The organism is Chryseobacterium gossypii (assembly GCF_041361455.1).
Lineage (GTDB): Bacteria > Bacteroidota > Bacteroidia > Flavobacteriales > Weeksellaceae > Chryseobacterium > Chryseobacterium gossypii.
The window spans coordinates 1-26,916 of the sequence record NZ_JBGCUR010000030.1 but is presented as its reverse complement, the minus strand read 5'-3'; the positions used below and the strand labels follow the sequence as shown (position 1 = coordinate 26,916).

Here is a 26,916-nt window from a genome sequence, read left to right as displayed (position 1 = left end):
TTGTAGAGATTGCTGTATAAGCCGGCGACGATCATGATATCCGGACGTGGTCTTACCTCATACGGAGCGTTGCTATCAAGAATGCCGCATATTCTTTCCCTATATTCTTCCTTTGATTTATTATTGTACAGAAAAAGGATTTCAGAACTATCCCCCGATCATTTTCTTGATGGCGTTAAGCTTCATTAAAGCTTCGATAGGCGTAAGGGTGTTGATATCAATCTTTGTCAACTCTTCCCTGATATTTTCCAGCACAGGATCATCAAGCTGAAAGAAAGAGAGCTGCATATTCTCTTCGGTCACTCTTTTAATATTTTCAGCAGAACCTCCGCCCTGGCGACTGGATTCAAGGGTTTTAAGGATCTCGTTGGCCCTGTTTACCACCTTGGCCGGCATTCCGGCCAGTTTCGCCACATGGATACCAAAGCTGTGCTCACTGCCTCCCGGGATCAGCTTTCTCAGGAAGATAATATTTCCTTTATTCTCCTGAATAGAAACATGGAAATTTTTGATACGCTCAAAATTCACGGTCATCTCATTCAGCTCATGGTAATGTGTTGCGAATAAGGTTTTTGCCTGGGCAGGATGCTGATGAAGGTATTCTGCAATAGCCCATGCGATAGAGACCCCGTCATAGGTAGATGTTCCGCGGCCGATTTCATCCAATAAAATAAGGCTCCTTTCAGAAATATTGTTCAGGATGTTGGCAGCTTCATTCATTTCAACCATGAAGGTGGACTCTCCGGCAGAGATATTATCCGTTGCCCCTACCCGGGTGAAGATCTTATCCAAAATTCCTATTTCGGCATGTTTGGCGGGAACAAAACTTCCGATCTGTGCCAGCAGGCAAACGATTGCGGTCTGACGGAGTATTGCCGATTTACCTGCCATGTTTGGTCCTGTCACCATAATGATCTGCTGGGTGTCCTTATCTAAAAAGATGTCGTTAGGAATATATTTTTCGCCTAAAGGAAGGGCGTTTTCGATGATCGGGTGTCTTGCTTCCTTCAGATCGATGGCAAAGGAGTCATTCAGAACCGGTCTGGTATAGCTTTCGGAAACAGCAAGCTCAGACAATCCCACCGCCACATCAAGCTGGGCGATAATATTGGAATTTTCCTGGATCTGGTCCATGTAAACCATTGTTTCAGAGCATACGTTCCTGTACAGCTCATTTTCCAGCACGCTTATTTTTTCTTCGGCACCCAGAATCTGGTTTTCGTATTCCTTCAGTTCTTCCGTGATATAGCGTTCTGCATTAACCAGAGTCTGTTTTCTTACCCAATCCCCGGGAACTTTGTCTTTATGGGTATTCCGCACTTCAATAAAGTACCCGAAAACATTATTAAAATCGATCTTAAGGCTGGTAATTCCTGTTCTTTCCACTTCCCGCTGGCACATTTCATCCAGGAAGCCGCGTCCCTTGCTCTGAAGGTTTCTTAAACGGTCCAGCTCCTCTGAAACACCTTCTTTTACAATATTTCCCTTGGCAATACTTACGGGCAGCTCTTCATTGAGATGGTTTTGCAAAAAGCCGATGAGTTCTTCAAGATCATATAAAGGCTCCAGCCAGGCCAGAACATCCGCATGAGGATGCAGCAGTGTTTTAATTTTATGGATATTGATCAGGCTTTGTCGCAGGTATCCTAATTCTTTAGGTGAGATTTTTTCTGCTGCCAGCTTTCCCATCAGCCTGTCCAGGTCTGAAATTGATTTTAAAAGCTGGCAGATCTCATATTTCAGATTATCATTCTCATTAAAAAAATCAATCAGAGAAAGCCTCCTGTTGATCTCATCCACAGATTTCAAAGGGAGAATGATTCTCCTTCTCAGCAATCTCCCTCCCATCGGAGTGCAGGTTTTATCAATAATTTCCAACAAGGATTTCCCCTGTGGATTGCTCGGATAGACAATTTCAAGATTCCTTAAGGTGAAATGATCCATCATCAGGTAATCTTCCTGTGGAATAACCCTGATTTTCGTAATATGAGAAAGTAAATTGTGATGGGTATCTTCCACCAGATAAGCAAAAATAGCCCCGGCTGCAGTAATGGCCAAAGAGAGACTCTCAACCCCAAAGCCTTTCAGAGAATTGGTTTTGAAATGACCGGTCAGCTTTTCGTAGGCAAAGGTATACTGATACGCCCAGTCCTCGAGCTTAAAAGCATTTTTATTTTTAAGCTGTTCCGGAATCTGAACACTTCTCTGATAGATAATTTCACTGGGATCAAAAGTATTGACAATATGAAGCAGCTTTTCCAGGTTTCCTTCACTCACTAAAAATTCGCCTGTAGAAATATCCACCAGTGCAATTCCGTATTTTTCCTTTTCTTTATGAAGGGAGAGCAGGAAATTATTCTTTTTGGAGTTTAAGACCTGATCATTGAATGTAACGCCGGGAGTAACCAATTCCGTAACTCCTCTTTTTACAATTCCTTTAACCATTTTCGGGTCTTCAAGCTGATCGCAGATGGCAACCCTCATTCCTGCCCTTACCAGTTTCGGCAGATAAGAATCTATTGAATGATGGGGAAATCCCGCCAATTCCGTCTGTCCTTCCCCGTTGTTTCTTTTGGTAAGAACAATGCCCAGGATCTGGGATGTTTTAACGGCGTCCTGCCCAAAGGTTTCATAGAAATCTCCAACCCTGAATAACAAAAGCGCATCAGGGTATTTGGCCTTGATGGTATTATACTGAGTCATTAACGGGGTTTCTTTCCTGGATTTTGCCATTAAAAATTATCTTCTTAAAAATTTAGGATGGTAAAAGTAAGAAATAAAATAGAACGATTAAAGTGCTTTTAAAAAATCGGCCCTATTAGAACCGAGCATTCTTTGGCTTTCACGCCGGTCTGTATCTGAATTAAGAATCGGCGGCAAGCTTATTTTTCCTTAAATATTTTGCCAGGGCAGAGGAACTTTTCTCATAGGCCCATTTCTGCTTGTAATTAACCCATCTGGCCTTAAACAGCTTTCGTAAAAGCTTGTCTGTATATCTCATAATGAAAACGTGATACAGCATGCTGGCAAATACTTTAGGCTTATTGGGAAGCGCACGGAGCGACATTGAAAAGCCGGGTTCCAGATATCTGTTGTAGTGCCAGAAAGCCCCCGGGATAAACAAGGCATCGCCATGCTCCATAAAAATTTCGTATCCTTTAGCATATTTCAAGGCCGGGAACTTTTCATAATCAGGATTTTCATAATTCAGTTCATAAATGGTATGGACCGACAGCGGCACCTTATATAAAAACGCCGATTGCTCCTGATCAAAAAGCAAAATTCTTTTTTTGCCTTCAAAATGGATGTGAATGAAATCTCCCAGGTCTACATCGTAATGCATTAGGACATGCGCCTCACTTCCCCCGAAAAATAAAGTCGGAAGCCTTTTAAAGAATTTCATCCCCAGATCCGGATAAGTAAAGTTTTTGAGCAGCTCCGGAAGCCGGTCTGTAATGATGTAAAAGAAGATCCGTAAATCCGAAGGCCTGCTTTTTATGGTATCAATATAATCCTTCATTTTCATCCGGGTCACCGGTGCATCCGAGCTTTTGGAGGCATCGGCCGGTCTGTTATCATATAGCGGAACCTCCTGCTCTCCCGCTTTTTCCCGGATAAAGCTGAAATTCCACCGATGGAAGGCATCCCAACGGCTTGCAAAGTTTTTGATCAAAAGAGGTTTCTTTTTTTTGAAATAATTTTTCTGAAAGTCTTCCTTGCTGATATCATTTACAACATCTACTTTTTCGAGGATCATTTTGTTTTCGTTATTTAATGCGAAATAAAAATAACGTTTTTTTAAAATGTGTAAAAATTTTAAGGTTAATATTGATTATCATTTCCCCATCATAAGGAGATCCTGCCTACTGCCTTAAGAGGCAGAGCAATATTGAGATCAGGCCTCCGAAAATGATGACGGCACATCCCTGAGGGCCTTTAGCCGACTTTCTTTTTCTTCCCATCGTGCTTACATAATGACCGCTTATCCAGGTCCCGTCTTTCTTATAATGCCCTTTCCTGTAATATCCCATTTTATTTTTTTAAACAAAGAAAAACCACCTTCCGGAATTAGCGTTACGGTTTTCCGTAAAGTGCAGGAAAACGAAAAAAATTTATATTTGTACAGGAAAAAAAATTATGAGGGTTTATAACACAAAGCACTTCCTGAAAATCCTTTTCAGCTTACATAAGAGTGATACTTTAAAAATTCTTTTCCCGACCATGCTTCTGGTTGGTGCTTATTCCTATGGCATTTCTTATCTGGAGCTGGAATACCTGAATCTTACTTCAAAATCAAAAGTGAGTAATGTGGGAATGATCCATTCCCTGCTTGGCTTTGTACTTTCCTTATTATTGGTTTTCAGGACCAATACTGCATATGACAGATGGTGGGAAGGAAGAAAACTTTGGGGAAAACTGGTGAATGACACCAGAAATTTTGCCATAAAGATAAGTACCCTGCTGGGAGACGACAGGCAGAATCTGGAACAGATTGCCCGGTATCTTAAATTCTTTCCCCATTTTTTAGCCAAACATTTATCTAAAGAATCTACAAGACTGGTTTTGGATGAGGATTACTCCGAAATAGAAAGTTCTTTAAGGCATCACGGCCCGAGTGAAATCATTATTCTGCTGACGCATAAGCTGAATCAGCTGAAGAAGGAAGGAAAAATCTCAGATGTTGAAATGCTGTATCTTGATACGCAGTTATCGGGATTCCTGGATGTTTGCGGAGGCTGCGAAAGAATCAAGAACACACCAATCCCTTATTCTTATTCTTCATTCGTAAAGAAATTCATTATCATGTATGTATTGGCTCTGCCCATTGCTTATGTCATTAATATCGGGCTTTTCATGATTCCGCTTACGGTCTTCGTATATTACGTTTTGATGAGCCTTGAGCTCATTGCCGAGGAAATTGAAGATCCTTTCAATAATGATGAAAACGATATTCCGATGGAAACCATAGCCCAGAATATTGAAAGAAGTGTTCATCAGATCATGGGAACCAAATAAAAAATCAACCATTAAAGGTTGATTTCTTTTAGTTCGCCGTCCTGTTTTATTTCTACGAATTTACTTTCCCTGTTGGCAGCTGAATAATTATAGAAAAACGTTTGGTATATGGGGGTAGAATACAAATATGCCCCATAGGCGTTGTAGGCATCCGATTGCCCGGTTTGCTGCTTATAGCTGGCCGTAGCGGTAAAGTTCACAATGGTTTCCAGATAATATTTGCCCGGCTTCAGTTTTTCAAATTTAAACCTGCCGTGATCATCCGTGAGCGCCTCAATCCTGTATTTAAAAGCCTCTTCAGACATATAAACCGTTGTCTTTTTGTTTTCGTACTTCTTTCTCATCTTGTAAAACTCCTCAAAATAAGGTGTTACAGGAAAAAGCATTACCACGGTTCCTTTTGGAGCGTAATGTTTCTCAGCCAGTAAAGGTTTGATTCCCCAATTGTTTTTTTGTTTCGTTGATGCTACTCCCTCAATGGTGGCGTTTCCAAAACCGAGCATCTGCTGGGCCAGATTTTTATCAAAAAAAACCTGCGGATAATAGGTGTTCTGGGCTTTTGAAAAAATAAAGGCCAACATCAGCACTGTTAAAACGTATATTTTTTTCATTGATATTAATTTAACCAAATATAAGTATTTTACTATTTTTGAGCCAAAAATGATTATGAAGTACTCATTCTTATTGGCCCTCTTTTCATTTCCGGTGGTTATGGCTCAAAAGCCCTGCGGATTCAGGGATGGCCTACAGGAAGGAACCTGCAAACAGTTTTATGAGAACGGACAGGTAAAGGAAATTGCCGAATGGAAAAAAGGAAAGCTGGACGGCGATGCTATTTTTTATTATGAAGACGGAAAGGTACAGGCCAAAGGAGAATTCAAGAAAGATTATAAGATAAAGGAGTGGATGTACTATGGTAAAGATGGCAGACTTACCTCAAAGGAAGTTTTCAGAAACGGTGAGAAAAATGTTTATGACAACAGTTCCACTGCCACTTTTTACTCTCCGGCCGGTATAGTGACAGAAATTTCAAATTATAAACTTGGAAAGCTGAATGGTGAAAGCAAAATTTACTACGATGACGGTAAAGCGATAAAGCAGATCGGCTATTATGAAAACGGAATCGCCACCGGAAAATGGAAAATGCTTTATCCGTCAGGAAAAATACAACGTGAGACAGAATTTGCCAACGACAAATGGAACGGCACGCGGGTTCATTACCGGGAAGACGGAAGTATTGAAAAGACAGAAATTTATAAAGACGGAAAATTAATCTCTACAAAATAAAACCTTGGTACAAAAGTTAAAACTGGAAGAGCTCAACAGGATAGATGTGGAAACATTCAAGAAGGTTGAGAAAATTCCATTGATCGTCATTTTAGATAATATAAGGAGCATGCACAATGTGGGAGCCGCCTTCAGAACGGCAGATGCTTTCCTTATAAAAAAGATCATTCTATGCGGGATCACTCCGCAGCCGCCGCATCGGGAAATCCATAAAGCGGCCCTGGGAGCCACGGAAAGCGTAGACTGGGGCTACGAGAAAGATATCAATACTGCTATCAATGACCTGAAAAGTGAGGGATATACTATTATAGGCATCGAACAAACCACTGACAGCCGGATGATCACAGATTTTAATATCGACCGGTCACAGCAGTACGCTGTCATTTTAGGGAACGAGGTTGAAGGAATCAGTGATGATGCCCTGCCGAATATAGATGCTTTTCTTGAAATTCCGCAATTGGGAACAAAACATTCATTGAATGTAAGCGTTTGCGGGGGTATTGTCATGTGGGAGTTTGCCAAAGCTTTAAAATAAATCTTCTTTTTCCCGGATAAAGCAGCTTAATACCTCAACGGAAGTTTTATGCTATTCACCAAAAGAACACTAGAAGCATTGAGTCAGGCTATTGCCTTCTTTGCCTACAGCCTAAATAAATAGTTCAGGTTAATTCTGTTAGGCCTGAAAATAAAAAAACTGCATATGTCTTTTAGACAGTGCAGTTTGAAATAAATCTAATAAAAAGTAAAAATGAAAGGCTACAAAGGTAATTTTTTTTTCGTCACAAACAAATTTTAAAATCAATTTTTTTTATTTCCAGGAAAAAAAGTTTCTTTTTCAGAAAAAAATTCATTTAATTTTTTATAAATTAGCACAATGTTTATTAAGGACTATATCTCAAAAGATTTCCCGTGTTTTAGCCTGACTGACTCGATAGAATCAGCAAGAAATACATTAGAGGACTTTGGATATTCCCATATTTTCATTAAAAAATCCCATCATTTTTACGGAGCCATTGCCAAGGATTTCCTTTACGAGGAAGAGGGCACCCTAAAAGACCTGGAACACCAGATTGAGCGTTTCGCCATCCTTGAGGATAATAATATCATGGACAGCATCCGTTTATTCTATACCTTCAATACGAATATAATCCCGGTGATCAACAAAAATGAGAAATACCTGGGATACATCAGCTGTGAAGACATTTTTCAGGATCTGTCCAAATATCCGCTGTTTTCGGAATCCGGGGCTATTCTTACCATAGAAACCCCGGCCAGAAAGTATTCAATGACAGAGATCGCAAACATTGTTGAAAGCAATAACTCCAAATTTTACGGAGGTTTCATCAGTTTCATGTCAGATGAGGTGATCCATGTCACCATCAAGATCAGCAATGAGAATCTGGCTTCGATTGACGGGACTTTTGACCGGTATGATTACAGGATTGTTGAAAAATATTATTCTGATGAGAAAACAGATCTGTTTAAGGACCGGTTCGGCTTTTTCCAAAAATTTATAGAAATATAGCATGAAGGCAGCCATATACTCTCAGAAAAAAGATCTTGACACCTTTTTATATCTAAGCAAATTTGTATCGGAGCTTGAAAGCAGAGGTGTAAAATCTGTTTTGTATGACGAAATGGCTGAGGCGCTTCAGTTTTCAAAAATATTTGAAACCTTCAACAGCAAACAGGATCTCCTGGATAAGGAAGTGGATCTTTTCTTTACGTTCGGAGGAGATGGCACTATTGTAAACTCTCTGACCTTTGTGGAGGATCTTGAGATTCCTATCGTGGGAGTAAATACCGGCAGGCTGGGATTCCTGGCAAGCTTCACCAAAGAAGAAGCCTTCAGGGAGCTGGACTCTATCTTAAGAGGTGATATAAAAACAAGCCGCCGCTCCGTGATTGAAGTGGTATCGCCAGGTCTGGAAGGCTTTTTCCCATACGCCCTGAACGATGTTACCGTTTCCAGAAAAGAAACAACCTCAATGATCACGGTAGATTCTTATATCAATGATGAATTTTTAAATGTTTTCTGGGGAGACGGAGTTATCATTTCTACTCCTACCGGCTCCACAGCTTATTCTTTAAGCTGCGGGGGGCCTATCATTTCCCCAAATAACGAAAACTTCGTCATCACTCCCATTGCCCCGCACAACCTGAATGTAAGGCCTTTGATTGTGAATGATAAAGTGGAAATAAAGTTTAAAGTAGAAAGCCGGGTTCCGCAGTATTCCCTGTCTTTGGATTCCAGGCTGATCCATATAGAAACAGATAAGGAAATTATCATTAAAAAGGCGGATTTCCAGATCCTTCTGGTACAGCCCAATAACCTGAGCTTCTATGAAACCATCCGCCAAAAGCTACTTTGGGGAAAGGATAAAAGAAATTAGCAATTGATCAATTTTTATTACCTTTACAGGAATTTAGAAACACCTAATAATATATTTTAAAAAGTAAAACATGAGCAGAATTTTCCCGGCCGGAGTTGCCACAGGTCAGTTAGTTACAGATATTTTCCAGCATGCCAAAGAAAATAGATTTGCACTCCCTGCAGTAAACGTTATTGGTTCAAGCAACGTAAATGCAGTGATGGAAACCGCAGCCAAATTGAACTCTCCTGTTATTATCCAGTTTTCTAATGGTGGAGCTGCTTACAATGCAGGAAAAGGATTAAGCAATGACGGGCAAAAAGCTGCTATCTTAGGAGCTATTGCCGGAGCAAGACATATTCATACCCTTGCAGAAGCCTACGGAGCTACTGTAATTTTACATACAGACCACTGTGCAAAAAAATTATTGCCTTGGATCGACGGCTTGATGGATGCTAATGAAGAATTCTTCAGACAGACAGGAAAAACTCTTTATTCTTCTCATATGCTTGACCTTTCTGAAGAACCTTTGGAAGAAAACCTTGAAATTTCCACGAAATATTTTGAAAGAATGGCTAAAATGAATATAACTCTGGAAGTGGAAATCGGTGTGACCGGAGGTGAAGAAGACGGGGTAGACAACTCTGATGTAGATAATTCCAAGCTATACACTCAGCCTGAAGATGTAGCCTATACTTACGAAAAACTAAAGGCTATATCTAATAATTTCACTATTGCTGCCGCTTTTGGTAACGTACACGGGGTATATAAGCCCGGAAATGTGGTTCTTACCCCGAAAATCTTAGATAATTCCCAGAAATATGTTCAGGAAAAATTCGGAACTGCAGCCAAGCCTGTAAACTTTGTATTCCACGGAGGCTCGGGCTCTACTTTGGAAGAGATCAGAGAAGCGATCGATTATGGTGTGATCAAAATGAATATTGATACAGACCTTCAGTTTGCTTATACCGAAGGGATCAGAGATTATATGCTAAATAACATAGATTATTTAAGAACTCAAATCGGAAACCCTGAAGGAGAAGAAAAACCTAATAAGAAATTCTATGATCCAAGAGTTTGGATGAGAAAGGGTGAGGAAACATTCTCCGCAAGATTGGTTAAAGCGTTTGAAGATTTAAATAACGTAAATACGCTTAAATAAATTATAAATTTCAGATCACGGGGTCAAGAAGCCCGGCTTTTGGAACAGCTCACGTTCATCCGTGATCTGAAATTAAAAATCTAAAATTTCATAAATGGCATTCGACTGGTTTAAAAGAAAAGCAAAAAACATTACTACCTCTACTGATGAAAAAAAAGATGTGCCCAAAGGACTTTGGCATCAGACACCATCAGGAAAAATAGTAGAGCATGATGAATTAAAGAGAAACAACTACGTTTCTCCTGAAGACGGATTTCATGTAAGAATAGGAAGTGCGGAATTTTTTGACATCCTTTTTGATGAAGGTAAATTCACTGAACTAGACGCTAATGTTGAAAGCATAGACATCCTGAATTTCAAAGATACCAAGCCTTACGCTGACCGTTTAAAGGAAGTAAAAGCCAAAACAAAGCTCACCGATTCCATCAGAAATGCCGTGGGTACCGTGAAGGGAACTGAAATGGTGGTTTCCTGTATGGATTTTGCCTTTATCGGAGGGTCTTTGGGTTCTGTAATGGGTGAAAAGATCAGAAGGGCCGTTGACTACTGTATCGCTCATAAACTTCCGTATATGATCATCTGTCAGTCCGGAGGGGCAAGAATGCAGGAAGCAACCTATTCACTGATGCAGCTGGCTAAAGTACAGGCTAAGCTGGCACAGCTTTCGGAAGCCGGCCTCTTATACATTGCCTATCTGTGTGATCCTACTTTTGGAGGGATCACGGCGTCTTTCGCAATGACAGCCGATATTATTATGGCTGAACCCGGAGCGCTTATCGGCTTTGCAGGGCCAAGAGTAATCCGTGAAACCATTGGCAGGGATCTTCCGGAAGGATTCCAGACTTCAGAATTCCTGCAGGAAAAAGGATTCGTTGATTTTATTGTAAAAAGAACTGAGATCAGGGATACCGTATCCAGAACAGTAAATTTACTGGCTGCTAAGGCCTGAAATTATAACTAAATGATATAATCTCTCTCTGATCAGGGAGAGATTTTTTTATGAGGACTTTTAGAATATTTTTCAATACTATCCGGTCACTTAGCTTTAAAAAGATCATCCGTCTTTTATCGCTGGTCTTACCGCATCCTCTTTTCTCATTATTAAGCTTTTATGCAACTTTGCAGGCTTTCAGCATAGCACAGAAAAAATTCCCGGAATCAGCCTCCGGCAACGGTGTCGGAAACGCATTCAGGCACGCGCTATGGTGTTGCTTTATTATGATGTATTGCTGTAAAATCTCATCTCCCCGGAAAGCGCTGGATTTCTGCAAAAGGATTACGGACATGCATGAAGAATTGTTCCCCAATGAGCCGCTGGAAACCAAAATGGATCTTCATAACAATAAAATCGGAATGGACTACTTCATGGAACTTCTACCGGGGATACACCGCCAGTTCTTTGAAAAGGGATTCTTCATTGATGCCCTGATCAAGAGATCGGAAGAGGCTAAGGTTCTGAGAAGCCTGGATGAGGACTTTGAAGGATATCTGGTTTATCTTGAAGACCAAAAATAAAGTTGACATTTTACATTATAATTTATTATCTTTTCTAAACTTTTAATTTAATCAAATGGTTCTAAGCAGAATTTGGTCGGCTTTTATCATTATCGCCATAGGCATTGCCAGTATAAAGTATATTTCATTCGGGAACTACAAAACTATTTTCAACGATATGGTAGTAGGAAAGGGAGGAGATACCGTGCAAATTGCCACGCAAAAAATGAATACCCTCTCCCCTGTTATCAGAGACAGCCTGATGAAAAGGCCAGACTTTGCAGACAACAGAATCCACTATAAAACAGACACTTTAAAACAGGATGTAAAAATTTACCGGATACAGGAAGCAGACGGAGTTATCGGAACTTCCGAGACCGCTGTAAAGATCTGTCTGGGTCTCATCGGAATCATGACTTTATTTATGGGCTTTATGAGTATCGCGGAAAAAGCCGGAGGCATTAATCTTTTAAGCCGCTTCATCCAGCCTTTCTTCTCAAAGCTGTTTCCTGAGATCCCCAAAAACCACCCTGCTTTTGGCCATATGCTGATGAACTTCAGCGCGAACCTTCTGGGCTTGGATAATGCCGCAACACCGTTTGGACTGAAAGCAATGGAAAGCCTGCAGGACCTGAACCCCAATAAAGATACGGCAAGCAATTCCCAGATCATGTTCCTCTGTCTCCATGCCGGAGGAATGACCCTGATCCCGGTCTCCATTATCGCGATCAGAGCTTCAATGGGCTCAAAAACGCCAACCGACATCTTTCTTCCCTGCATGATCGCTACTTTTACGGCGACCCTGGCTGCAATGATCATTGTTTCATTATACCAGAAAATCAATTTGCTGCGCCCTGTGGTTATTGCTTATGTAGGAGGGATTTCGGCGGTTATCGGCCTTTTGGTGCTGTATCTGGTTCAGCTCAGCAAAGATGAGCTGGACACCTTCAGCAAAGTATTGAGCAACGGCCTTATTTTATTCATATTTCTGGGCATAGTCCTCGGAGCTGTTTATAAAAAGATCAATGTTTTCGATGCTTTTATTGAGGGAGCCAAAGAAGGGTTTACAACCTGTGTGAAGATCATTCCCTATCTGGTAGGGATGTTGGTCGCCATCTCCCTGCTAAGAACTTCAGGAGTGTTTGACGTCATTATCGATGGCATGAAATGGGTAGCCGATATTGCCCATCTGGATACCCGGTTCGTTGACGGCCTTCCAACCGCATTAATCAAGCCCTTGTCCGGCTCGGGAGCAAGAGGAATGATGGTGGATACCATGGCAACCTTCGGGGCAGACAGCTTCCAGGGAAAACTGGCAGCAGTGCTTCAGGGAAGCTCAGATACTACGTTTTACGTGATCGCCGTATATTTCGGGGCAGTAGCTGTGAAAAATACGCGATATACAGTAATAGCCATGCTTTTGGCTGATCTGGCCGGAATTATTACTTCAATAGCGTTGGCTTATCTTTTCTTTGCCTGATCATGAAAGTGTACATTCAGACTGATACAAACGGAGAGTTTTACAATGTGAATGCATTCGTTGCTTATGAGGGCTTTAAAAACTTTGGCTTTGAAATCATAAAATTCGTTGATGCTGATGAAATTAAGGATGAAAACCCGGAAGATATTATTGTGGGAGGAATCGGGACGTAAGAAAGCGGCTGCAGAATCTCAGGATCATACGGCCGGATAAGGAGCTGGATTACCCTGAAGAACTTACCTCCTTTTTGAAAAGAAAGATATGGTCTTCTACAGTAAATGAATTATTTAACAATAAAAGCAGCTGGAATATCTTCATCAAGCCTAAAACAGAAACCAAGCTTTTTGCCGGAAAAGTGATTAAAAATGAAATGGATTTCCTGGGCATCATCAATGAAGAAAAAGATACAGAGATCTGGTGTTCAGAGCTTGTAGATTTCAGAACGGAATGGAGGTGTTTTATCCGCTACAGGGAGATTCTGGATGTCCGGAGGTATAAAGGGGCATGGGATACCCGGATGGATATTGAGCCGATACAAAAGGCAATAGACTCCTTTACCTCACAGCCTCATTCCTACGCTTTGGATTTTGGTATAACCGGCAATAATGAGATGGTCCTGGTTGAAGTAAATGACGGCCATTCATTGGGAACCTACGGCCTCTCTCCCGCCAACTATGCCAGATTCCTCTCAGCAAGATGGAGCCAGCTGACAGGAACTGAAGATTATTTAAATTTTTAAAAACAGACACATGATTCAGGATAAAGATTTTACACTACGACTCATCCGCCAGCTGACCCAGGCACTGGAAAAGCTGATTCTTGACAAGCCGGAAGAAAGCCTAATGCAGAAAGAGTTGGATTTCGATTCTTTAATGAAAGATATCTTCAAAATGGATTTTGCAGAGGTCGCATCCAAAACGAAGGATGAGCTGATAAAGATCGTCAATGAAAAACAGGAAAGGGACCATAAAGATTATTATGAAATGCTGGCTAATCTTTTTTATCTGAAAGGAAAAGAGAATAACAATACCGATTTCTTAGGCAAGGCCAAAACATTTTATGAACTTTATCTACAGACAAGCGGGATTTTTGCACTTCCGGTCATCAACAGAATCAATGAGCTGAAAGCGTTGATTTAACCTGTATGAAAGTAATATACGGTATCATATTATCTTTTTTTTCAGCCCTTATATCCGGCCAGAATAAGATCTTTACATATGAATACACCTTCGTTCCGGATTCAACGGCTGCTGAAAGTAAGCTATCTGAAATTATGATTCTGAATGCCGGTAAGGATAAATCTGAATATTACAGCCAACAAGGTATGAAAATAGATTCTGTATTACTTTCCAACAGGAAAAAAGGCAATTTCGAGCCCTATACAGGCCCTGCCCCGGCTGTTTCTGACAGGATCATCAAGTATTATTCAGATAAAACTCTTGATCATCTTACCACCATCGGCTCAACAAGATATTTAATCGAGGATAATCGTGAGCCGGTATGGAAGCTACTTCCCGGATTTAAAGAAATCCTGGGCCTGAAAGTACTGAAAGCAACAACATCCCTTGCCGGCAGAGAATGGATTGCCTGGTTCAGCAACGATATCCCTTTACAGGACGGTCCTTATAAATTCCGCGGGTTACCCGGCCTCATCATTCAGATAGAAGACAGCAGACATCAGCATTCTTTCGTGCTGAGAGGGATCAGAAATACCGCTGAAGATTTTATATATCCGGAAATACGGCCTTACAAAACACTTCCCAGGCTTACATATCCACAATATGTAAAAGTTTATCAAAAATACCGGGAAGATCCGCTGGCAGAATTCCATACGGATAAATTCAGGATACCTGATCAGGCAGATCAGAGCGGAAATATAAAATCAGGCCAACAAATCCTCCGGGAGATGGAGATAAAGGAAAAGGAAAGATTGAGAAAGGACAATAATATTATCGAAAAAGACCTGTTGAAATAAACAGGCCTTATTAAAATGTTATTTTATAAGTTCCTGTTGAAGAGGTGCTGGCTTTCTCAGCCTTAACATATTTTTTTACCCAGGCCACGGACGTAGAAACTACGCAAGGGTCTGAAATACCTCCTGCCCTTCTTGCAGAAACTACATTTCCCGCTTTATCCACTGTATATGAAATTGTGATCGACCCGCTGGCAGAACAGTTATGTGAAGGCTGAGCTCCTCCTCTTCCCATGGTTCCCGGAATAAAACCTACCAGCTTCCTGTCGATCCCTACTTTACTGTCTCCATTCCCGTCTCCTCCCAAAGGATCTCCTGCATTCCCTATACCGGTTCCGGTTCCCTGGCTTCCTGCTTTTGTTCCCCTGCCTCTGATCAGATTCCCTATGGCTGCGTTGCCTTTACCATCACCGCTTCCTGTTTTTGAATTAGCTGTTGAGGCAGTGGATTTTTTAGTGTTTTTAGATGCTGTAGAGCCTGCTGCTGCTTTTTTATTTGATTTGGACTCTTCTTTTTTAGGAACCGTAACTTTTGAATTGTTTCCTGCGATTATTTTCTCCTTCGTTTCAGATTTTTTTGTCTCTGGCTGGGGCTCCGGTTTTATCACGGTTTTTGTTTCCGGAACAGCCGATTCTACAGGGTCAGAAGTAGCTTCAGCCTTTGCAGCCAGGCTTCCTTCCTGGTTGGCCGGCTCTTCGATCCCATTTCCGTTTCTGTTATCCCCGAAATTGACAAGCATCGTAGTTACCACTTCAGGTTCCTGCTCCAGTTCCGGTTTTAATTTATAAAGAAAAACAAAAAGCAGGATGGCAGACCAGATCAGAACAGAAAGCAAAGCACTTTTTATCCTGTCCCGGTTTTCCTCATTTTTATTTACTGTATAGCTTTTCATTTTATATTTCCTGCCTGCTCCGGCTTATTTTTCCTTAACCGTGGCAATAGCAATATTAAATTTATATTTTTCAGCAATTTCCATTACAAAAACTACATCCTTATGCATGGTATTCTCATCTGCACGTATGGTAAATGACTTATTCGTCTGGTTTGCCAGCTTATTTACAATGGTCTGTTCCAGCTGGTCTTTCATAACCGGAGAATCATCAACAAAGTAAGATCCGTCAGGCTTAATGCTCACTGTAAGAGGATTAGGCACATTGTCGTCAGCAGCAGCTGTTTTAGGCAATTTTACATCTATTGCACTCTGATTGGCTGCCGAAGATGTCACCATGAAGAAGATCAGCATCAGCAAAATGACGTCTGTCATCGCTGCCAGACTGAACTCCGGGTTCGCTTTATTTCTTCTCTGTATTTTCATAAGACAGATTATAAAGGTTTGTTGATAAGATCCAAAAATTCTCCTGACATATTCTGAGCTCTTAGAACAAATTTATCAATTCTCGTTAAAAGCACATTATAGAAAAAGTTGGCAGGAATGGCTACAGCCAGCCCGACAGCTGTTTGCCCCAAAGCTGTATAAATGCCTTCAGAAAGTGTTTTGGGTGAAAAAGACCCTGTTGCATGGGATAAATTGAAAAATGCCAAAATCATCCCGATTACAGTTCCTAAAAGCCCCAACATAGGCGCAATACTCGGTACTACGGCAAGGAGGTTCAGATTTTTCTCCATATTGGCTACTTCTACCTGGGCCTGGGCCTCCATGGCACTTACAATATCAGAGACAGGGCGCCCCAGTCTTGAAATACCTTTTTCCAGGATTCTTCCTTCAGGTGAATTTTGCCTTTTACAGTAATCCAACGCAGATTCTATTTTTCCTTCCTTGATAAAATCTTCAATATTATCCATGAAGTTGGGATCTGTTTTTGAGCTCAGTCTTTTGATAAAGAAAAATCTCTCAAAGAACAGATACACAGAAAACACTCCAAGCAGCAATACGGTCACCATTACTACTTTAGCGAAAGCCCCTCCGTGGAACATGATCTTCCAAAATGAAAATTCTAAATTGTCTGTGGCCGCTGGTGCGGCGATCTGTGCAAATAAAGTCTGGGTAAGTTCCGTTAACAGCATTAATGTGAATATTTTATTATGGTTTTAAACGACAAATGTAATGGAATATTATCAATTGATATCTTAAAAAATGCTTAAAAACAACTTAAAGTTATATGAATATATAAACAGCAAATTTCTTTCCAAAAAGATTTGAAAAGAAATTGGATGGATACAGGGAAGAATAAGACCTCTTATTCCTCGTCTATCTCAATATTATCTTGCTTAAATTCGCACTTTAGCCTGAATGGAATGGGCGTGTCGGATCCCGTGTAGAAATCATCAATTGTGCCTTTCCAGATTACCTGGAGCTCTCCTTCTTCATTCTTCTCAAAAAAAAGCTCGTTATCATAAATATAAGCCTCTTCATCATCGAACAGATCAACCTCGGTATAGCTTTCTTCGTCAGAATCGTTGATCTTGATTGTTTTTCCTTCTATTTCCGGAGATTCGATAGGGAAATCAAAAACTTCAAGTGATAGTTGCGGAAAGTTATACTGTAAAGAATCATCTTCTACATGATCCAAACCGTCATCCGTAATGATTTCAACCTCAAGAAAATGTTGTTGATTGCTGTAGACCGCCTTACAATAAGTATTTCTGATATTGTATTTTAGCGTTTCGTCCGGATGGTAAATTTTTAAAATCCCTTTCATTTTTTCTTAAAAAAGAGCTGTAATAATATGATTGTTAAACGTTTTCAACAAAGATAAAAAATTGATTGAAAGTGTAAAATTTTTTGAAAATTATTTTTTAAAAATCAACTCCTCCTATAAGCCGGTTTTTTTTAATTACTTACTTTTGTTTACAAAAGTTCTGAAATGAAAAACATTATATTGAAAAGCATTGTAGGACTCGGCTTGGCAATCAGCCTTTCTTCCTGTAAAAAATCTGATTCGCCTTTAACGAAAGTCACTCCTACCAATCTTGATTCTATTGCATCTAATTATTATGAGCAGTATCTTAAGCTTTATCCTCTGGAAGCCACCTCTCAGGGGGATACAAGGTATAATGACCAGCTGCCGATCAATATTGACAAAGATTTTATTTCAGGAGAGATCGCTTTTTATAATACGGTTCAGAAGCAGCTTAAAAATGTAGACTACAAAAGGCTTTCCGATGAGGATAAGGTAGTATATGATGTGCTGGATTATACTTTGAAAGATAAAATGGAAGCTTATGTCTATCATCCGGAATATATTCCTTTTACACAGTTTTCAGGGCTTCCCCTCATCTTTCCTTTATATGGAAGTGGCCAGGGTCCGCAACCGTTTAAAACCACAGAAGATTATGACAACTGGCTAAGAAGAATGAATAAATTCCCGGACTGGATGAATGCTGCTACAGAGAATTTCAGAGAAGGAATCAACAACAAATTCGTATTACCCAAGAAGCTGGTTATCAAAATGATTCCTCAAATGAAAGCAGAGGAGATCATCACTTCTGATCTGGATAAGAATATTTTCTACGGGCCTGTTAAAAACTTCCCGAAAGATTTTACAAGAGCTCAAAAAGAGAAATATTCTGCTCTGTATCAAGAGGCCATCATCCAGAAAATAATTCCGGCTTATACGAAAATGGGCAATTTCCTGGAAAAAGAATACCTGCCGAAAGCCAGAGATACGGATGGGTATAACAGCCTGCCCAATGGAAATGATATTTACAGGTATTATGTAAAAAGCTGGACAACCACCAGAAAAACGCCTGAAGAGATCAATAAAATCGGAACCCAGCAAGTAGCTATGCTGCGGGCAGAAATGGAAAAAGTAAAGCAACAGTTAGTATATAAAGGCACCCTGGAAGAATTTATCAGCTACGTTAAAACTGATCCGAAAGCCATGCCCTACAAGACCTCGAAGGAAGTTCTTGATGGCTTCAACGGGATCTTAAATAAGATTACCCCAAAACTGAAAACCATGTTCGGGGTAACCCCGAAAACAAAGTTTGAGATAAGGCAAACTGAAAAATTCAGGGAGGCAAGTGCCAGCGCTGAGTATATGCAGGGAACAGCAGACGGAAAAAGACCCGGGATATTTTATGTTCCGCTTCCCGACCCATCAAAATTCAACATAACTTCAGGGATGGAGTCTCTTTTCCTGCATGAAGCGATCCCCGGGCATCACTATCAGGTTTCTCTTCAGCAGGAAAATACAAAGCTCCCGAAATTCATGAGATTCGGATGGTTCGGGGCTTATGGTGAGGGCTGGGCTCATTACTGCGAGACCTTAGGCCCGGAATTCGGGTTGTATACAGATCCTTACCAGAAAATGGGATATCTGAGCGATCAGATGCTGAGAGCTGTGAGATTGGTGGTTGATACAGGCCTACATACCGGAAAAATGACAAGAGAAGATGCCATTAAATATTTTTTAAGCAATATTTCCTACGATGAAGCAAGTGCAACCGCCGAGGTGGAAAGATATATGGCAATGCCGGGACAGGCCTTAGGCTATAAAATCGGCTCTCTGAGAATCCGGGAATTGAGAGAAAAATATCAGAAAGAGCTGGGGAATAAATTCAGTTTGGCCAAATTCCATGACGAGGTATTAAGCCAGGGTTGTCTTCCTTTGGACGTTCTGAACAGAAAAATGGAACTTTGGGCCAGAAAACAAAAGTAGAGCCTGTAGCTATCCATAATCAGATATGAAAGTCACAAATATTTTGTGGCTTTTTTATTTAGAAGTTTAATTGTTCTGTTTTTCCTGGATCATTCCCGACAGAATAAAGTATTAAACTAAAAAAGATTCAAAGATGCCGATAATCTTCCCAATTACATTAACTTTGAAATCTGAATAGATCAAAATACTGCTATCCGGATTTAAAACTGATACTGAACATAGTAAATCTACCCATATGATGACAGAATCTTTAAAGTCTCTTTACAACAGGGATCTGAACAAATTAAAAACAGAAATCGAGTCTTACCGGAACGAGGAAAGGATCTGGATAACGGAAAAAGGTATTTCAAATTCCGCGGGCAACTTATGTCTTCATCTCATAGGAAATCTGAATCACTACATCGGAGCGGAACTCGGAAGAACAGGATATATCCGGAACAGGGATCTTGAGTTCTCATTAAAAAACATCCCACGGGCCGAACTTATCAGCCAGATAGAATCTACCATCGAAGTAGTCAATTCCTCTCTTGATCAATTAACTGAAGATCAGCTAAAGAAAGATTACCCCGTTATTGTTTTTGACAGCAAAATGTCCACAGAATATTTCCTGATACATTTGATTTCTCATCTTGATTATCACCTGGGGCAGATCAATTATCACAGAAGATTATTGGACTTTGATTCATAGAAACCTTATAAACAATTTATTTATCACCAAACATCTTTTTTGTAATAAAGTCTTTCTCCCCTTTTCCTCTGGCCGGAGAATATTCCCTTCCGTAGAAAATAATTTGCAAATGCAGTTTATTCCATACATTTTCCGGAAAAATCTTTTTGGCATCTCTTTCAGTTTCCACTACGTTTTTTCCGGAAGTAAGCTTCCATTTCGTCATTAATCTGTGGATATGTGTATCGACAGGAAATGCGGGATATCCGAAAGCCTGGCTCATTACTACGGAAGCAGTCTTATGCCCTACGCCCGGAAGGGCTTCCAGCTCTTCGTATGTTGAAGGAACCCTTCCGCCATGCCTTTCGAGAATAAGTTCAGCCATTTTTTTCAGGTTTTTTGCTTTTTGATTGGAGAGCCCGATTTCTTTAATCAGCTCTTTGATTTCGGCAACTTCCAGTTTTGCCATTTTTTCAGGTGTTCCCGCTACTTTAAAAAGGCCTGGGGTAACCTCATTCACTTTTTTGTCCGTGGTTTGTGCAGAAAGGGCCACAGCGACCAATAATGTAAAAGGATCTGTATGATTTAGCGGAATAGGAACTTCGGGATATAATTTTTCCAGTTCAAGCTGAATGAGCTCTGCTCTTTGCTTTTTTGTCATTTAACTATTAAATTTGAACAAAATTAAACATTATGCTTAAAGTTGGAGACAAATTACCGGAATTTGAAGGAATCAATCAAGATGGAGGAATCATAAAATCATCCAGCCTAATCGGGAAAAAGCTGGTTATTTTCTTTTATCCCCAGGCCAATACTCCAACGTGTACAGTAGAAGCATGTAATTTAAGCGACAATTATTCCAAACTGAAAAAAGCCGGCTTCCAGCTGCTCGGGATAAGTGGAGATTCTGTGAAAAAACAAAAAAATTTCCATAACAAGTTTGCCTTCCCTTATGATTTAATTGCAGACGAGAGCCACGATATCATTGAAAAATTCGGGGTCTGGCAGGAGAAAAAAACTTTCGGAAGAACTTATATGGGAATCGTAAGGACAACGTTTATTTTTGATAAAAACGGGATCTGCACGAGAGTAATTGAAAAAGTAACCTCAAAGGCCGCAGCCGAGCAGATTCTGGAAGGGTAAACAGTTTCCATCACCGAGTTAACGCTTCAAAGGTCATTCTGTCTCGTAATACATCAGCTCTTCGTTATCATCGGGAAGTGTAACGAATTTCTTAAATCGTAAGCCCAGCTTTTCAATTAATTTCTGGGATGAAAAATTATCTTTGGTGGTAATTGCTGAAAGTTTCCTGAGCCCGAACTCATCCATCCCGATTGATTTCACCTTTCGGGCTGCTTCATAAGCGTAGCCTTTACCTTCATAGGCTTCAAGAAGGGAAAAGCCAATGTCCACCACATCCAATCCCTCACGTTCGAATATTCCCACACCACCGATCTTATGACTTCCATCTTTGGTAATTATAAGATAATTTCCGAATCCCAGCCTTTCAAGTTGCGGAAGAAACCTGCTCCTGATGTATTCCTCAGCATCCGAAACAGTACGGATACCCCGATCACCTATATATTTTATAAATTTGGGACTGTTGTAAAGCTCGTAAATGAATTCTTTATCTTCCGGAGACATTGGACGTATAATCAGTCTTTCCGTTTCGTAATGGTTATTTTTTCCCGGTTGATCTGGTTGTTTTTTTAGGCTCATCTTGTTTTTCCTCTTTTTTCTCAATTTTCAAAAGCCTCGGATTATTGGGGCATTTCTTGTTATAAAGCTCAATATAGGTTCCGTTATCTTTCACATGGGTAACAGCTCCCGTGGACTTGTTCACTGTAAGGGTATAATGTGTTTTCTGATAAGGACACTCCTTTGAGGTAAGTTTTCCCAGGTCTAAATAGTAATTGATTTTATCTTCGTAATAGTTTCCTGCAATATCTTCAAATTCTTCGTCTACAAAGTACCCTTCCACAGTTGCATCAATTGCAGCTTCCTGAACGTTATCAATCTTCCCGATAAATGTTTTTAACCCGGCAAGATCGTTAACATAGTTCATCTGTCCGTTCTTTGAGTATGCTATATAATAAAAGCTATCTTCATCAGGAAAAAGATCAAATCCGGAAAATTGGGGAGTGTAGCTTTTTTTTGTCCCCGAAACCTTTATTTCCTGGTCCTTTCCGTAGGTATTATAAACTAAGACCCAAAAATCCGTTTTATCATTCGGAATGATGGATTTCAGAATATTCTGATTACTGCTGAACTTTTTCTTTTCCTGAGCAGATGCCAGCGTCCCTGTGAGCAGGCAAAGGAATACCGTAGATTTGGCAATTATCTTTATCATAGTTCAACTCTGGCAGAAAGTATGCCGTATTTAAATGAATTTTTCTCCTTTTTTCAGGTTTTTAAGATCCAGCACATAATCTTTTATCAGCTGATCATGTTCTCTCGGGCAGATTAGCAGAACTTTATCCGTATCTACAACGATATAGTCTTTCAACCCGTCTATCACAACAGCTTTATTACTGTTTTTCACATGAATGATATTTCCGTTCGAGTTGTAGGTAAGCACATGTTTCTGCTTTACGGCGTTTTCATTCTCATCCTTTTCGGTATTTTCATACACGGAAGTCCATGTTCCCAAATCGCTCCATCCCAGATCTGAGGGGATTACATATACATTTTTAGCCTTTTCAAGGATCCCGTTATCAATAGAAATCTTCTGAACTTTCGGATAAATGGTTTCGATACAGCTGTTTTCTTTTTCAGAATTGTATTCACACGCCATAAAATGCTGTGTCATTTCCGGAAGATACATTTCAAAGGCATGATGGATGGTTTTTACATTCCATATAAAAATTCCGGCGTTCCATAAGAAATCTCCGCTTTCTAAAAAGCTTTTCGCTATCTCCAGAATAGGTTTTTCTGTAAAGGTCTTTACCTTGAAGTATTCTGATCCCTTCTTTTCTACAAATTGGATATAGCCATAGCCGGTATCAGGTCTGGTAGGAGTGATTCCTAAGGTTACCAGATAGTCGTTTTTGTGTGCAAGGTCAAAAGCCACCTGTATTTTTTCAAGGAATACATCTTCTTTTAAAATCAGATGATCCGCAGGTAACACAATCATTATTGCATCAGGATTGATCTCTGCAATCTTATTGACCATATACAAGTTGCATGCAGCGGTATTTTTTACCATCGGTTCCCCAACAATATTTCCCTCAGGTATCTCCGGCAGCTGCTGATGAGAAAGAGCCACATATTCCTTATTGGTAATGACAAATATATTCTCATTAGGTACTATTTTACAGATCCTGTCATAGGTCTGCTGAATCATAGTACGCCCCACGCCTAAAATATCCTGAAACTGTTTTGGGAATTTCTGAGTACTCATAGGCCAGAATCTGCTACCGATCCCTCCAGCCATAATTACACAGTATTTATCTGACTTTAACATGTTTAAATACATTTTTTCACCCTTGCCAATGGTTTGAAAGAATATTTTCTTCCAGTAGCCAGGTTCTTACAAAGATAGTTCTTTTTGATCAGACCTTCTAACAAATACTTTTCATTCCGGTAAATAAAAAACTCTCCTTTTTGAAGCTCTTCGATAAAATTGAGATCATCTTCCTGCTTTTCAATATGAAAATACTTTACAAGGCCCGGGCTCGCCATAAAGTTAGCTTTAGGCGATTTGGAAAACTCTATAATAATCGGTTTCAGATTATCTTCGTAGGCCTCCAGACTTTCCAATAGCATTTGCCTGAATGTTTCTTTCCATTCTTTTCCGTGCGGGGAAATTTTTCGTCCGTATCTTTCAAAAGCGATCAGGTGAGCAAGCTCATGGGTAAGGACAAAGAAAAAAAGCTGTGGAACCAATGTAGAATTGATGGTAATTTCATGAGAATTATCCGGAAGTTTCCGATAATCCCCCAGTTTGGAATTCCTGTTCCGTGTAATCTTAATATGGATATAATAGTCTGAAAACCATATTTTCAAGTATTGAAGTGTATTGGAAGGTAAATATTTTTCTAAAGACTGAATAGACATTTTACAAACTTAGTGGAATTCCTGCATAGAAATTCAACAATTTAAGACTAAAAAGGTAATTAAATTTAGCCTGCGCCACAGAACCTTGGGCATTTGCATAATTATTTCTCGCAATGTTCACATCGTAAATGGTAGATTTTCCGGCAGCATAGCTTTTATCTGCAAAATCCAGGGCCAGCTTGGTGCTTTTCTCCGTTTCCAATGCAGAGAGGTAGGTTTCATAGTTTGCATCCACATCAAACTGGGCTTTCTGCACATTCTCTCTTACCTGCTGTTTTTGCTGCTCTAAAGTATTCTTGGCAATACTTTCGTTGATCTTGGCCTGCTCAACCTGCAGCTTTGTGATGCCCTTGTTAAAAACCGGAACATTAACGGACAAACCCAACTGCTGCCCGAAATTATCTTTATATTGCTGGAACAGGGTCCTCTCATTGATGGGGTTCCCGTTAAGGTCAACACCTACAGAGTTAGTATTCAGCCTGTTGTTATAAAAACTACCAAGGCCGGCGCTGGCTGTTATCGTAGGCCAGAAAGCCGTCTTATTGACTTCTGTCTGAGCCTCTGCTGATTTGATTCTGCTTTCCGCCGCTTTGATCTGAGGCTGGGTTTCATAGGCTGTATTCAGGATTTCATTAACAGGCTGAAGCTGTGGTGGCAGCTGGTCAGAAACAGCCACATCTTCTACGTCGAAATCTTTATATTCCTGTAATTGTAAAAGCTGGGCCAGAGCAAACAGGCTTCGGCGTACGTTAATCTCCGCTGTTTTAAGGTTTTGCTTTTCTTTTGCCAGTGCAGCTTCTGCTTCTGCCAGAACCGTTTGGGCTGTTGTTCCCACTTTGGTGGTTATCTCTGCCCGGTCATATTGCTTTTGTGCGTTCTCTACAGCGGCCTGAGATATTTTAACAATTTCCTTATTCAGCAATGTTGTTAAATATTGCTGTGCAATCTGCAAGGAAATATCATTTTTTATCGCTTCAATATCATATTGGCTTGCCTCCACATCATATTCTGTCTTCCTGATATTTTTTTCCAGTCTGCCATTGTTATAAACCAGAATATTGGCGCCCAGATTGGCACTGTTACTAAAGTTGTCATTCCTCACACTTGTATTGACAAATTGCGTTTGCCCAAAACTAGCCGTATTGTTGATAGATCCCGATACAGAAGGTAAGTATTCTCTTTTGGCCATTTTAAGGCTCGCATCCTGAACCTGTTTTGAATATTCTTTTTGAATTACCTGGAGGTTATGCTTTACAGCATAATCTACACATTCCTTCAAAGACCACTTTTTTTGGGCATTTACCCCCAGAAAAGATAATCCGAAAACAATAATCAAAATTTTTTTCATACTAAGATTTTATACCTATTAGACGAATCAAAAATTAAAAAGTTACAGTTTCATAAAAATTATTGTTTCATTTTAGCTAAACTTTTGAGAATTTTGTGACATGACAAATGAACAATACCAGAAAGCAATAGACTGGCTTTTTATACAGGCTCCGAATTATCAGATCGATGGGCAGAAAGCTTATAAGCCAGGACTGGAAAATATCACTAAGCTCTGTGCTTTTTTTGATAATCCTCAGGAAAAGATCAGGTGCATTCATATCGGGGGTACCAACGGAAAAGGATCTACAAGTAATATGCTTGCCTCTGTTCTTCAGGAAGCAGGCTATAAAACAGGTTTGTATAATTCTCCTCATCTTATTGACTTTACCGAACGCATAAAGGTTAATGGTAAAAATTGTGATAAAGAATTTGTCTTTAATTTTATTCAAAAGCTTAAACAGCTCCCGGCTGATATCCGGCCTTCCTTTTTTGAATTTACAACAATCATGGCCTTTGAGTACTTTTATCAGCAACAGGTAGATTTTGCTGTCATTGAGGTTGGCCTAGGCGGACGACTGGATTCAACGAATATCATCAAACCTTTGGCTGCTGCGATTACGAATGTTCAGCTGGACCATCAAAATATTCTGGGGAATACTCTTGAAGAAATCGCCCGTGAAAAATCAGGGATCATTAAGCCGGGGATCCCGGTGGTTTCAGGTGATGATAATGAAGCCGTAAAGAATATTATCCGGGAAAAAGCAGATCATGAAAACACATCGTTCATTGATGCAAGCCTGATAAAAACCGATCTTGAATCTGATCTGAAAGGAAATTACCAAAAAAGAAATATTAAAGTTGTTTTAGCCCTGATCGGGGAACTGAGAAAGCTTAACGTAAATATTTCTGATGAAAATATTGAGCAGGGATTACTGAATGTACATAAAAACACAGGATTTATAGGCCGTTGGTTCGAGTTTTCCAAAAATCCGCTGACAATTTGCGATACCGCACATAACCAGGCCGGACTGGAACAGGTTTTCAACCAGCTTAATTCCATAAATAAGCGTAAACATGTTATCCTGGGTTTTGTAAATGATAAAAAAATCGATGAAGTGATGAAGTTATTGCCTGCCCGTTCGGAGTTTTATTTTGCAAAGCCTGATATCCCAAGAGGCCGGGCTCCGAAAGAGTATGAAGATCTGCTGATCAAGGCCAAAATAAATTATAAAATTTTCGATTCCGTACAGGATGCTTATCTTTCTGCTAAACAACAATGTACAAAAGATGAAATGATTTTTGTTGGCGGCAGCAACTTTGTGGTCGGAGAATTTTTAGAAAAAAATTTGCTAATTTCCGAATAAGTCGTATATTTGCACCACTCTAAACGAGAACAAGTATAGAGGGTTCTTAGCTCAGTTGGTTCAGAGCATCTGGTTTACACCCAGAGGGTCGGGGG

At 40.0% G+C, this 26,916-nt stretch carries 31 protein-coding genes; 17 read left to right on the top strand and 14 right to left on the bottom strand.

All coding sequences use genetic code 11. The features are described from left to right. Positions 1–147 precede the first annotated feature (147 nt). From mutS to ABMQ40_RS14230, 3 genes are all read right to left on the bottom strand, one after another. Positions 148–2,733 carry a DNA mismatch repair protein MutS gene (gene mutS, locus ABMQ40_RS14240; protein WP_370900761.1) on the bottom strand — a complete coding sequence of 862 codons (2,586 nt, stop codon included), beginning with the start codon at positions 2,731–2,733 and terminating at the stop codon, positions 148–150. Between the two features lie 130 nt (positions 2,734–2,863). Then, entirely contained in the window at positions 2,864–3,757 is an 894-nt protein-coding gene (locus tag ABMQ40_RS14235) for a cupin-like domain-containing protein (protein ID WP_370900759.1), read from the bottom strand. A gap of 106 nt (positions 3,758–3,863) precedes the next feature. Next, a complete protein-coding gene (locus ABMQ40_RS14230) occupies positions 3,864–4,031 on the bottom strand; it encodes a hypothetical protein (protein ID WP_370900757.1) in 168 nt (55 codons plus the stop codon). Between the two features lie 106 nt (positions 4,032–4,137). On the opposite strand from ABMQ40_RS14230, the gene ABMQ40_RS14225 reads away from it, so the two are divergent. Continuing rightward, positions 4,138–5,016 (top strand): bestrophin family protein, encoded by an 879-nt coding sequence (locus ABMQ40_RS14225; protein ID WP_370900755.1) that lies wholly within the window; start codon positions 4,138–4,140, stop codon positions 5,014–5,016. An 11-nt stretch (positions 5,017–5,027) separates the two neighbouring features. Here ABMQ40_RS14225 and ABMQ40_RS14220 read toward each other — a convergent pair whose 3' ends face one another. Further along, positions 5,028–5,627, bottom strand: coding sequence for a hypothetical protein (locus ABMQ40_RS14220; protein WP_370900753.1), 600 nt, complete (start codon positions 5,625–5,627; stop codon positions 5,028–5,030). Between the two features lie 55 nt (positions 5,628–5,682). Between ABMQ40_RS14220 and ABMQ40_RS14215 the strand changes: the two genes are divergently transcribed. From ABMQ40_RS14215 to ABMQ40_RS14160, 12 genes are all read left to right on the top strand, one after another. Further along, a complete protein-coding gene (locus ABMQ40_RS14215) occupies positions 5,683–6,303 on the top strand; it encodes a toxin-antitoxin system YwqK family antitoxin (RefSeq protein ID WP_370900751.1) in 621 nt (206 codons plus the stop codon). Between the two features lie 4 nt (positions 6,304–6,307). Continuing rightward, positions 6,308–6,838 carry an RNA methyltransferase gene (locus tag ABMQ40_RS14210; protein WP_370900749.1) on the top strand — a complete coding sequence of 177 codons (531 nt, stop codon included), beginning with the start codon at positions 6,308–6,310 and terminating at the stop codon, positions 6,836–6,838. Between the two features lie 339 nt (positions 6,839–7,177). Further along, positions 7,178–7,828 carry a CBS domain-containing protein gene (locus ABMQ40_RS14205; protein ID WP_370900747.1) on the top strand — a complete coding sequence of 217 codons (651 nt, stop codon included), beginning with the start codon at positions 7,178–7,180 and terminating at the stop codon, positions 7,826–7,828. 1 nt (position 7,829) lies between these two features. Continuing rightward, entirely contained in the window at positions 7,830–8,696 is an 867-nt protein-coding gene (locus ABMQ40_RS14200; protein ID WP_370900745.1) for an NAD kinase, read from the top strand. 70 nt (positions 8,697–8,766) lie between these two features. Beyond that, entirely contained in the window at positions 8,767–9,837 is a 1,071-nt protein-coding gene (gene fbaA, locus ABMQ40_RS14195) for a class II fructose-bisphosphate aldolase (protein WP_370900743.1), read from the top strand. A gap of 94 nt (positions 9,838–9,931) precedes the next feature. Continuing rightward, a complete protein-coding gene (gene accD / locus ABMQ40_RS14190; protein ID WP_370900741.1) occupies positions 9,932–10,786 on the top strand; it encodes an acetyl-CoA carboxylase, carboxyltransferase subunit beta in 855 nt (284 codons plus the stop codon). 50 nt (positions 10,787–10,836) lie between these two features. After that, positions 10,837–11,352 (top strand): DUF6973 domain-containing protein, encoded by a 516-nt coding sequence (locus ABMQ40_RS14185; RefSeq protein WP_370900739.1) that lies wholly within the window; start codon positions 10,837–10,839, stop codon positions 11,350–11,352. 55 nt (positions 11,353–11,407) lie between these two features. Further along, positions 11,408–12,811: a spore maturation protein gene (locus tag ABMQ40_RS14180; RefSeq protein ID WP_370900737.1), complete on the top strand. Its 1,404-nt coding sequence runs from the start codon at positions 11,408–11,410 to the stop codon at positions 12,809–12,811. 2 nt (positions 12,812–12,813) lie between these two features. Next, entirely contained in the window at positions 12,814–12,984 is a 171-nt protein-coding gene (locus ABMQ40_RS14175; protein ID WP_370900735.1) for a hypothetical protein, read from the top strand. A gap of 8 nt (positions 12,985–12,992) precedes the next feature. Next, complete coding sequence (locus tag ABMQ40_RS14170; RefSeq protein WP_370900798.1) at positions 12,993–13,550, top strand: ATP-grasp domain-containing protein; 558 nt, start codon at positions 12,993–12,995, stop codon at positions 13,548–13,550. 10 nt (positions 13,551–13,560) lie between these two features. Beyond that, complete coding sequence (locus ABMQ40_RS14165) at positions 13,561–13,950, top strand: hypothetical protein (protein ID WP_370900733.1); 390 nt, start codon at positions 13,561–13,563, stop codon at positions 13,948–13,950. Between the two features lie 5 nt (positions 13,951–13,955). Continuing rightward, positions 13,956–14,786 (top strand): GLPGLI family protein, encoded by an 831-nt coding sequence (locus tag ABMQ40_RS14160; protein ID WP_370900731.1) that lies wholly within the window; start codon positions 13,956–13,958, stop codon positions 14,784–14,786. A 10-nt stretch (positions 14,787–14,796) separates the two neighbouring features. Here ABMQ40_RS14160 and ABMQ40_RS14155 read toward each other — a convergent pair whose 3' ends face one another. The 4 genes from ABMQ40_RS14155 to ABMQ40_RS14140 form a co-directional block, all read right to left on the bottom strand. Then, entirely contained in the window at positions 14,797–15,675 is an 879-nt protein-coding gene (locus ABMQ40_RS14155) for a ferric siderophore ABC transporter substrate-binding protein (RefSeq protein ID WP_370900729.1), read from the bottom strand. A 24-nt stretch (positions 15,676–15,699) separates the two neighbouring features. Beyond that, on the bottom strand, positions 15,700–16,098 hold the full coding sequence (locus tag ABMQ40_RS14150) for an ExbD/TolR family protein (protein WP_370900727.1): 399 nt from the start codon (positions 16,096–16,098) through the stop codon (positions 15,700–15,702). Positions 16,099–16,106: 8 nt separating this feature from the next. Continuing rightward, a complete protein-coding gene (locus ABMQ40_RS14145) occupies positions 16,107–16,808 on the bottom strand; it encodes a MotA/TolQ/ExbB proton channel family protein (protein ID WP_370900725.1) in 702 nt (233 codons plus the stop codon). A 173-nt stretch (positions 16,809–16,981) separates the two neighbouring features. After that, positions 16,982–17,443 (bottom strand): hypothetical protein, encoded by a 462-nt coding sequence (locus ABMQ40_RS14140; RefSeq protein ID WP_370900723.1) that lies wholly within the window; start codon positions 17,441–17,443, stop codon positions 16,982–16,984. A gap of 165 nt (positions 17,444–17,608) precedes the next feature. On the opposite strand from ABMQ40_RS14140, the gene ABMQ40_RS14135 reads away from it, so the two are divergent. Together ABMQ40_RS14135 and ABMQ40_RS14130 are read left to right on the top strand one after the other, a co-directional pair. Continuing rightward, complete coding sequence (locus ABMQ40_RS14135) at positions 17,609–19,405, top strand: DUF885 domain-containing protein (protein ID WP_370900721.1); 1,797 nt, start codon at positions 17,609–17,611, stop codon at positions 19,403–19,405. A gap of 235 nt (positions 19,406–19,640) precedes the next feature. Further along, positions 19,641–20,093 carry a DinB family protein gene (locus tag ABMQ40_RS14130; RefSeq protein ID WP_370900719.1) on the top strand — a complete coding sequence of 151 codons (453 nt, stop codon included), beginning with the start codon at positions 19,641–19,643 and terminating at the stop codon, positions 20,091–20,093. A 16-nt stretch (positions 20,094–20,109) separates the two neighbouring features. Here the strand turns inward: ABMQ40_RS14130 and nth are convergent, their stop codons facing one another. Next, entirely contained in the window at positions 20,110–20,733 is a 624-nt protein-coding gene (gene nth / locus ABMQ40_RS14125) for an endonuclease III (RefSeq protein WP_370900717.1), read from the bottom strand. 32 nt (positions 20,734–20,765) lie between these two features. Here nth and bcp point away from each other — a divergent pair, with 32 nt between their 5' ends. After that, positions 20,766–21,215: a thioredoxin-dependent thiol peroxidase gene (gene bcp / locus ABMQ40_RS14120; RefSeq protein WP_370900715.1), complete on the top strand. Its 450-nt coding sequence runs from the start codon at positions 20,766–20,768 to the stop codon at positions 21,213–21,215. Between the two features lie 33 nt (positions 21,216–21,248). On the opposite strand, the gene ABMQ40_RS14115 is transcribed toward bcp, so the two are convergent. From ABMQ40_RS14115 to ABMQ40_RS14095, 5 genes are read right to left on the bottom strand one after another with little or no spacing between them, the layout of a single operon-like run. Continuing rightward, complete coding sequence (locus ABMQ40_RS14115; protein WP_370900713.1) at positions 21,249–21,791, bottom strand: GNAT family N-acetyltransferase; 543 nt, start codon at positions 21,789–21,791, stop codon at positions 21,249–21,251. Beyond that, positions 21,751–22,422, bottom strand: coding sequence for a hypothetical protein (locus tag ABMQ40_RS14110; RefSeq protein ID WP_370900711.1), 672 nt, complete (start codon positions 22,420–22,422; stop codon positions 21,751–21,753). The genes ABMQ40_RS14115 and ABMQ40_RS14110 overlap by 41 nt, the downstream gene beginning before the upstream one ends. A 30-nt stretch (positions 22,423–22,452) precedes the next feature. Beyond that, positions 22,453–23,535 carry a mannose-1-phosphate guanylyltransferase gene (locus tag ABMQ40_RS14105; RefSeq protein ID WP_370900709.1) on the bottom strand — a complete coding sequence of 361 codons (1,083 nt, stop codon included), beginning with the start codon at positions 23,533–23,535 and terminating at the stop codon, positions 22,453–22,455. Between the two features lie 2 nt (positions 23,536–23,537). After that, on the bottom strand, positions 23,538–24,128 hold the full coding sequence (locus ABMQ40_RS14100; protein ID WP_370900707.1) for a SprT-like domain-containing protein: 591 nt from the start codon (positions 24,126–24,128) through the stop codon (positions 23,538–23,540). Between the two features lies 1 nt (position 24,129). Then, complete coding sequence (locus ABMQ40_RS14095; RefSeq protein WP_370900705.1) at positions 24,130–25,476, bottom strand: TolC family protein; 1,347 nt, start codon at positions 25,474–25,476, stop codon at positions 24,130–24,132. A gap of 100 nt (positions 25,477–25,576) precedes the next feature. On the opposite strand from ABMQ40_RS14095, the gene ABMQ40_RS14090 reads away from it, so the two are divergent. Beyond that, positions 25,577–26,821 (top strand): bifunctional folylpolyglutamate synthase/dihydrofolate synthase, encoded by a 1,245-nt coding sequence (locus tag ABMQ40_RS14090; protein WP_370900703.1) that lies wholly within the window; start codon positions 25,577–25,579, stop codon positions 26,819–26,821. Positions 26,822–26,916: the final 95 nt, after the last annotated feature.

Coding starts and splice junctions, on each gene's coding strand:
- mutS (WP_370900761.1), bottom strand. CDS start 2,733: ATGGCAAAATCCAGGAAAGAAACCCCGTTAATGACTCAGTATAATACC.
- ABMQ40_RS14235 (WP_370900759.1), bottom strand. CDS start 3,757: ATGATCCTCGAAAAAGTAGATGTTGTAAATGATATCAGCAAGGAAGAC.
- ABMQ40_RS14230 (WP_370900757.1), bottom strand. CDS start 4,031: ATGGGATATTACAGGAAAGGGCATTATAAGAAAGACGGGACCTGGATA.
- ABMQ40_RS14225 (WP_370900755.1), top strand. CDS start 4,138: ATGAGGGTTTATAACACAAAGCACTTCCTGAAAATCCTTTTCAGCTTA.
- ABMQ40_RS14220 (WP_370900753.1), bottom strand. CDS start 5,627: ATGAAAAAAATATACGTTTTAACAGTGCTGATGTTGGCCTTTATTTTT.
- ABMQ40_RS14215 (WP_370900751.1), top strand. CDS start 5,683: ATGAAGTACTCATTCTTATTGGCCCTCTTTTCATTTCCGGTGGTTATG.
- ABMQ40_RS14205 (WP_370900747.1), top strand. CDS start 7,178: ATGTTTATTAAGGACTATATCTCAAAAGATTTCCCGTGTTTTAGCCTG.
- ABMQ40_RS14200 (WP_370900745.1), top strand. CDS start 7,830: ATGAAGGCAGCCATATACTCTCAGAAAAAAGATCTTGACACCTTTTTA.
- fbaA (WP_370900743.1), top strand. CDS start 8,767: ATGAGCAGAATTTTCCCGGCCGGAGTTGCCACAGGTCAGTTAGTTACA.
- accD (WP_370900741.1), top strand. CDS start 9,932: ATGGCATTCGACTGGTTTAAAAGAAAAGCAAAAAACATTACTACCTCT.
- ABMQ40_RS14185 (WP_370900739.1), top strand. CDS start 10,837: ATGAGGACTTTTAGAATATTTTTCAATACTATCCGGTCACTTAGCTTT.
- ABMQ40_RS14180 (WP_370900737.1), top strand. CDS start 11,408: ATGGTTCTAAGCAGAATTTGGTCGGCTTTTATCATTATCGCCATAGGC.
- ABMQ40_RS14175 (WP_370900735.1), top strand. CDS start 12,814: ATGAAAGTGTACATTCAGACTGATACAAACGGAGAGTTTTACAATGTG.
- ABMQ40_RS14165 (WP_370900733.1), top strand. CDS start 13,561: ATGATTCAGGATAAAGATTTTACACTACGACTCATCCGCCAGCTGACC.
- ABMQ40_RS14160 (WP_370900731.1), top strand. CDS start 13,956: ATGAAAGTAATATACGGTATCATATTATCTTTTTTTTCAGCCCTTATA.
- ABMQ40_RS14155 (WP_370900729.1), bottom strand. CDS start 15,675: ATGAAAAGCTATACAGTAAATAAAAATGAGGAAAACCGGGACAGGATA.
- ABMQ40_RS14150 (WP_370900727.1), bottom strand. CDS start 16,098: ATGAAAATACAGAGAAGAAATAAAGCGAACCCGGAGTTCAGTCTGGCA.
- ABMQ40_RS14145 (WP_370900725.1), bottom strand. CDS start 16,808: ATGCTGTTAACGGAACTTACCCAGACTTTATTTGCACAGATCGCCGCA.
- ABMQ40_RS14140 (WP_370900723.1), bottom strand. CDS start 17,443: ATGAAAGGGATTTTAAAAATTTACCATCCGGACGAAACGCTAAAATAC.
- ABMQ40_RS14135 (WP_370900721.1), top strand. CDS start 17,609: ATGAAAAACATTATATTGAAAAGCATTGTAGGACTCGGCTTGGCAATC.
- ABMQ40_RS14130 (WP_370900719.1), top strand. CDS start 19,641: ATGATGACAGAATCTTTAAAGTCTCTTTACAACAGGGATCTGAACAAA.
- nth (WP_370900717.1), bottom strand. CDS start 20,733: ATGACAAAAAAGCAAAGAGCAGAGCTCATTCAGCTTGAACTGGAAAAA.
- bcp (WP_370900715.1), top strand. CDS start 20,766: ATGCTTAAAGTTGGAGACAAATTACCGGAATTTGAAGGAATCAATCAA.
- ABMQ40_RS14115 (WP_370900713.1), bottom strand. CDS start 21,791: ATGAGCCTAAAAAAACAACCAGATCAACCGGGAAAAAATAACCATTAC.
- ABMQ40_RS14110 (WP_370900711.1), bottom strand. CDS start 22,422: ATGATAAAGATAATTGCCAAATCTACGGTATTCCTTTGCCTGCTCACA.
- ABMQ40_RS14105 (WP_370900709.1), bottom strand. CDS start 23,535: ATGTTAAAGTCAGATAAATACTGTGTAATTATGGCTGGAGGGATCGGT.
- ABMQ40_RS14100 (WP_370900707.1), bottom strand. CDS start 24,128: ATGTCTATTCAGTCTTTAGAAAAATATTTACCTTCCAATACACTTCAA.
- ABMQ40_RS14095 (WP_370900705.1), bottom strand. CDS start 25,476: ATGAAAAAAATTTTGATTATTGTTTTCGGATTATCTTTTCTGGGGGTA.
- ABMQ40_RS14090 (WP_370900703.1), top strand. CDS start 25,577: ATGACAAATGAACAATACCAGAAAGCAATAGACTGGCTTTTTATACAG.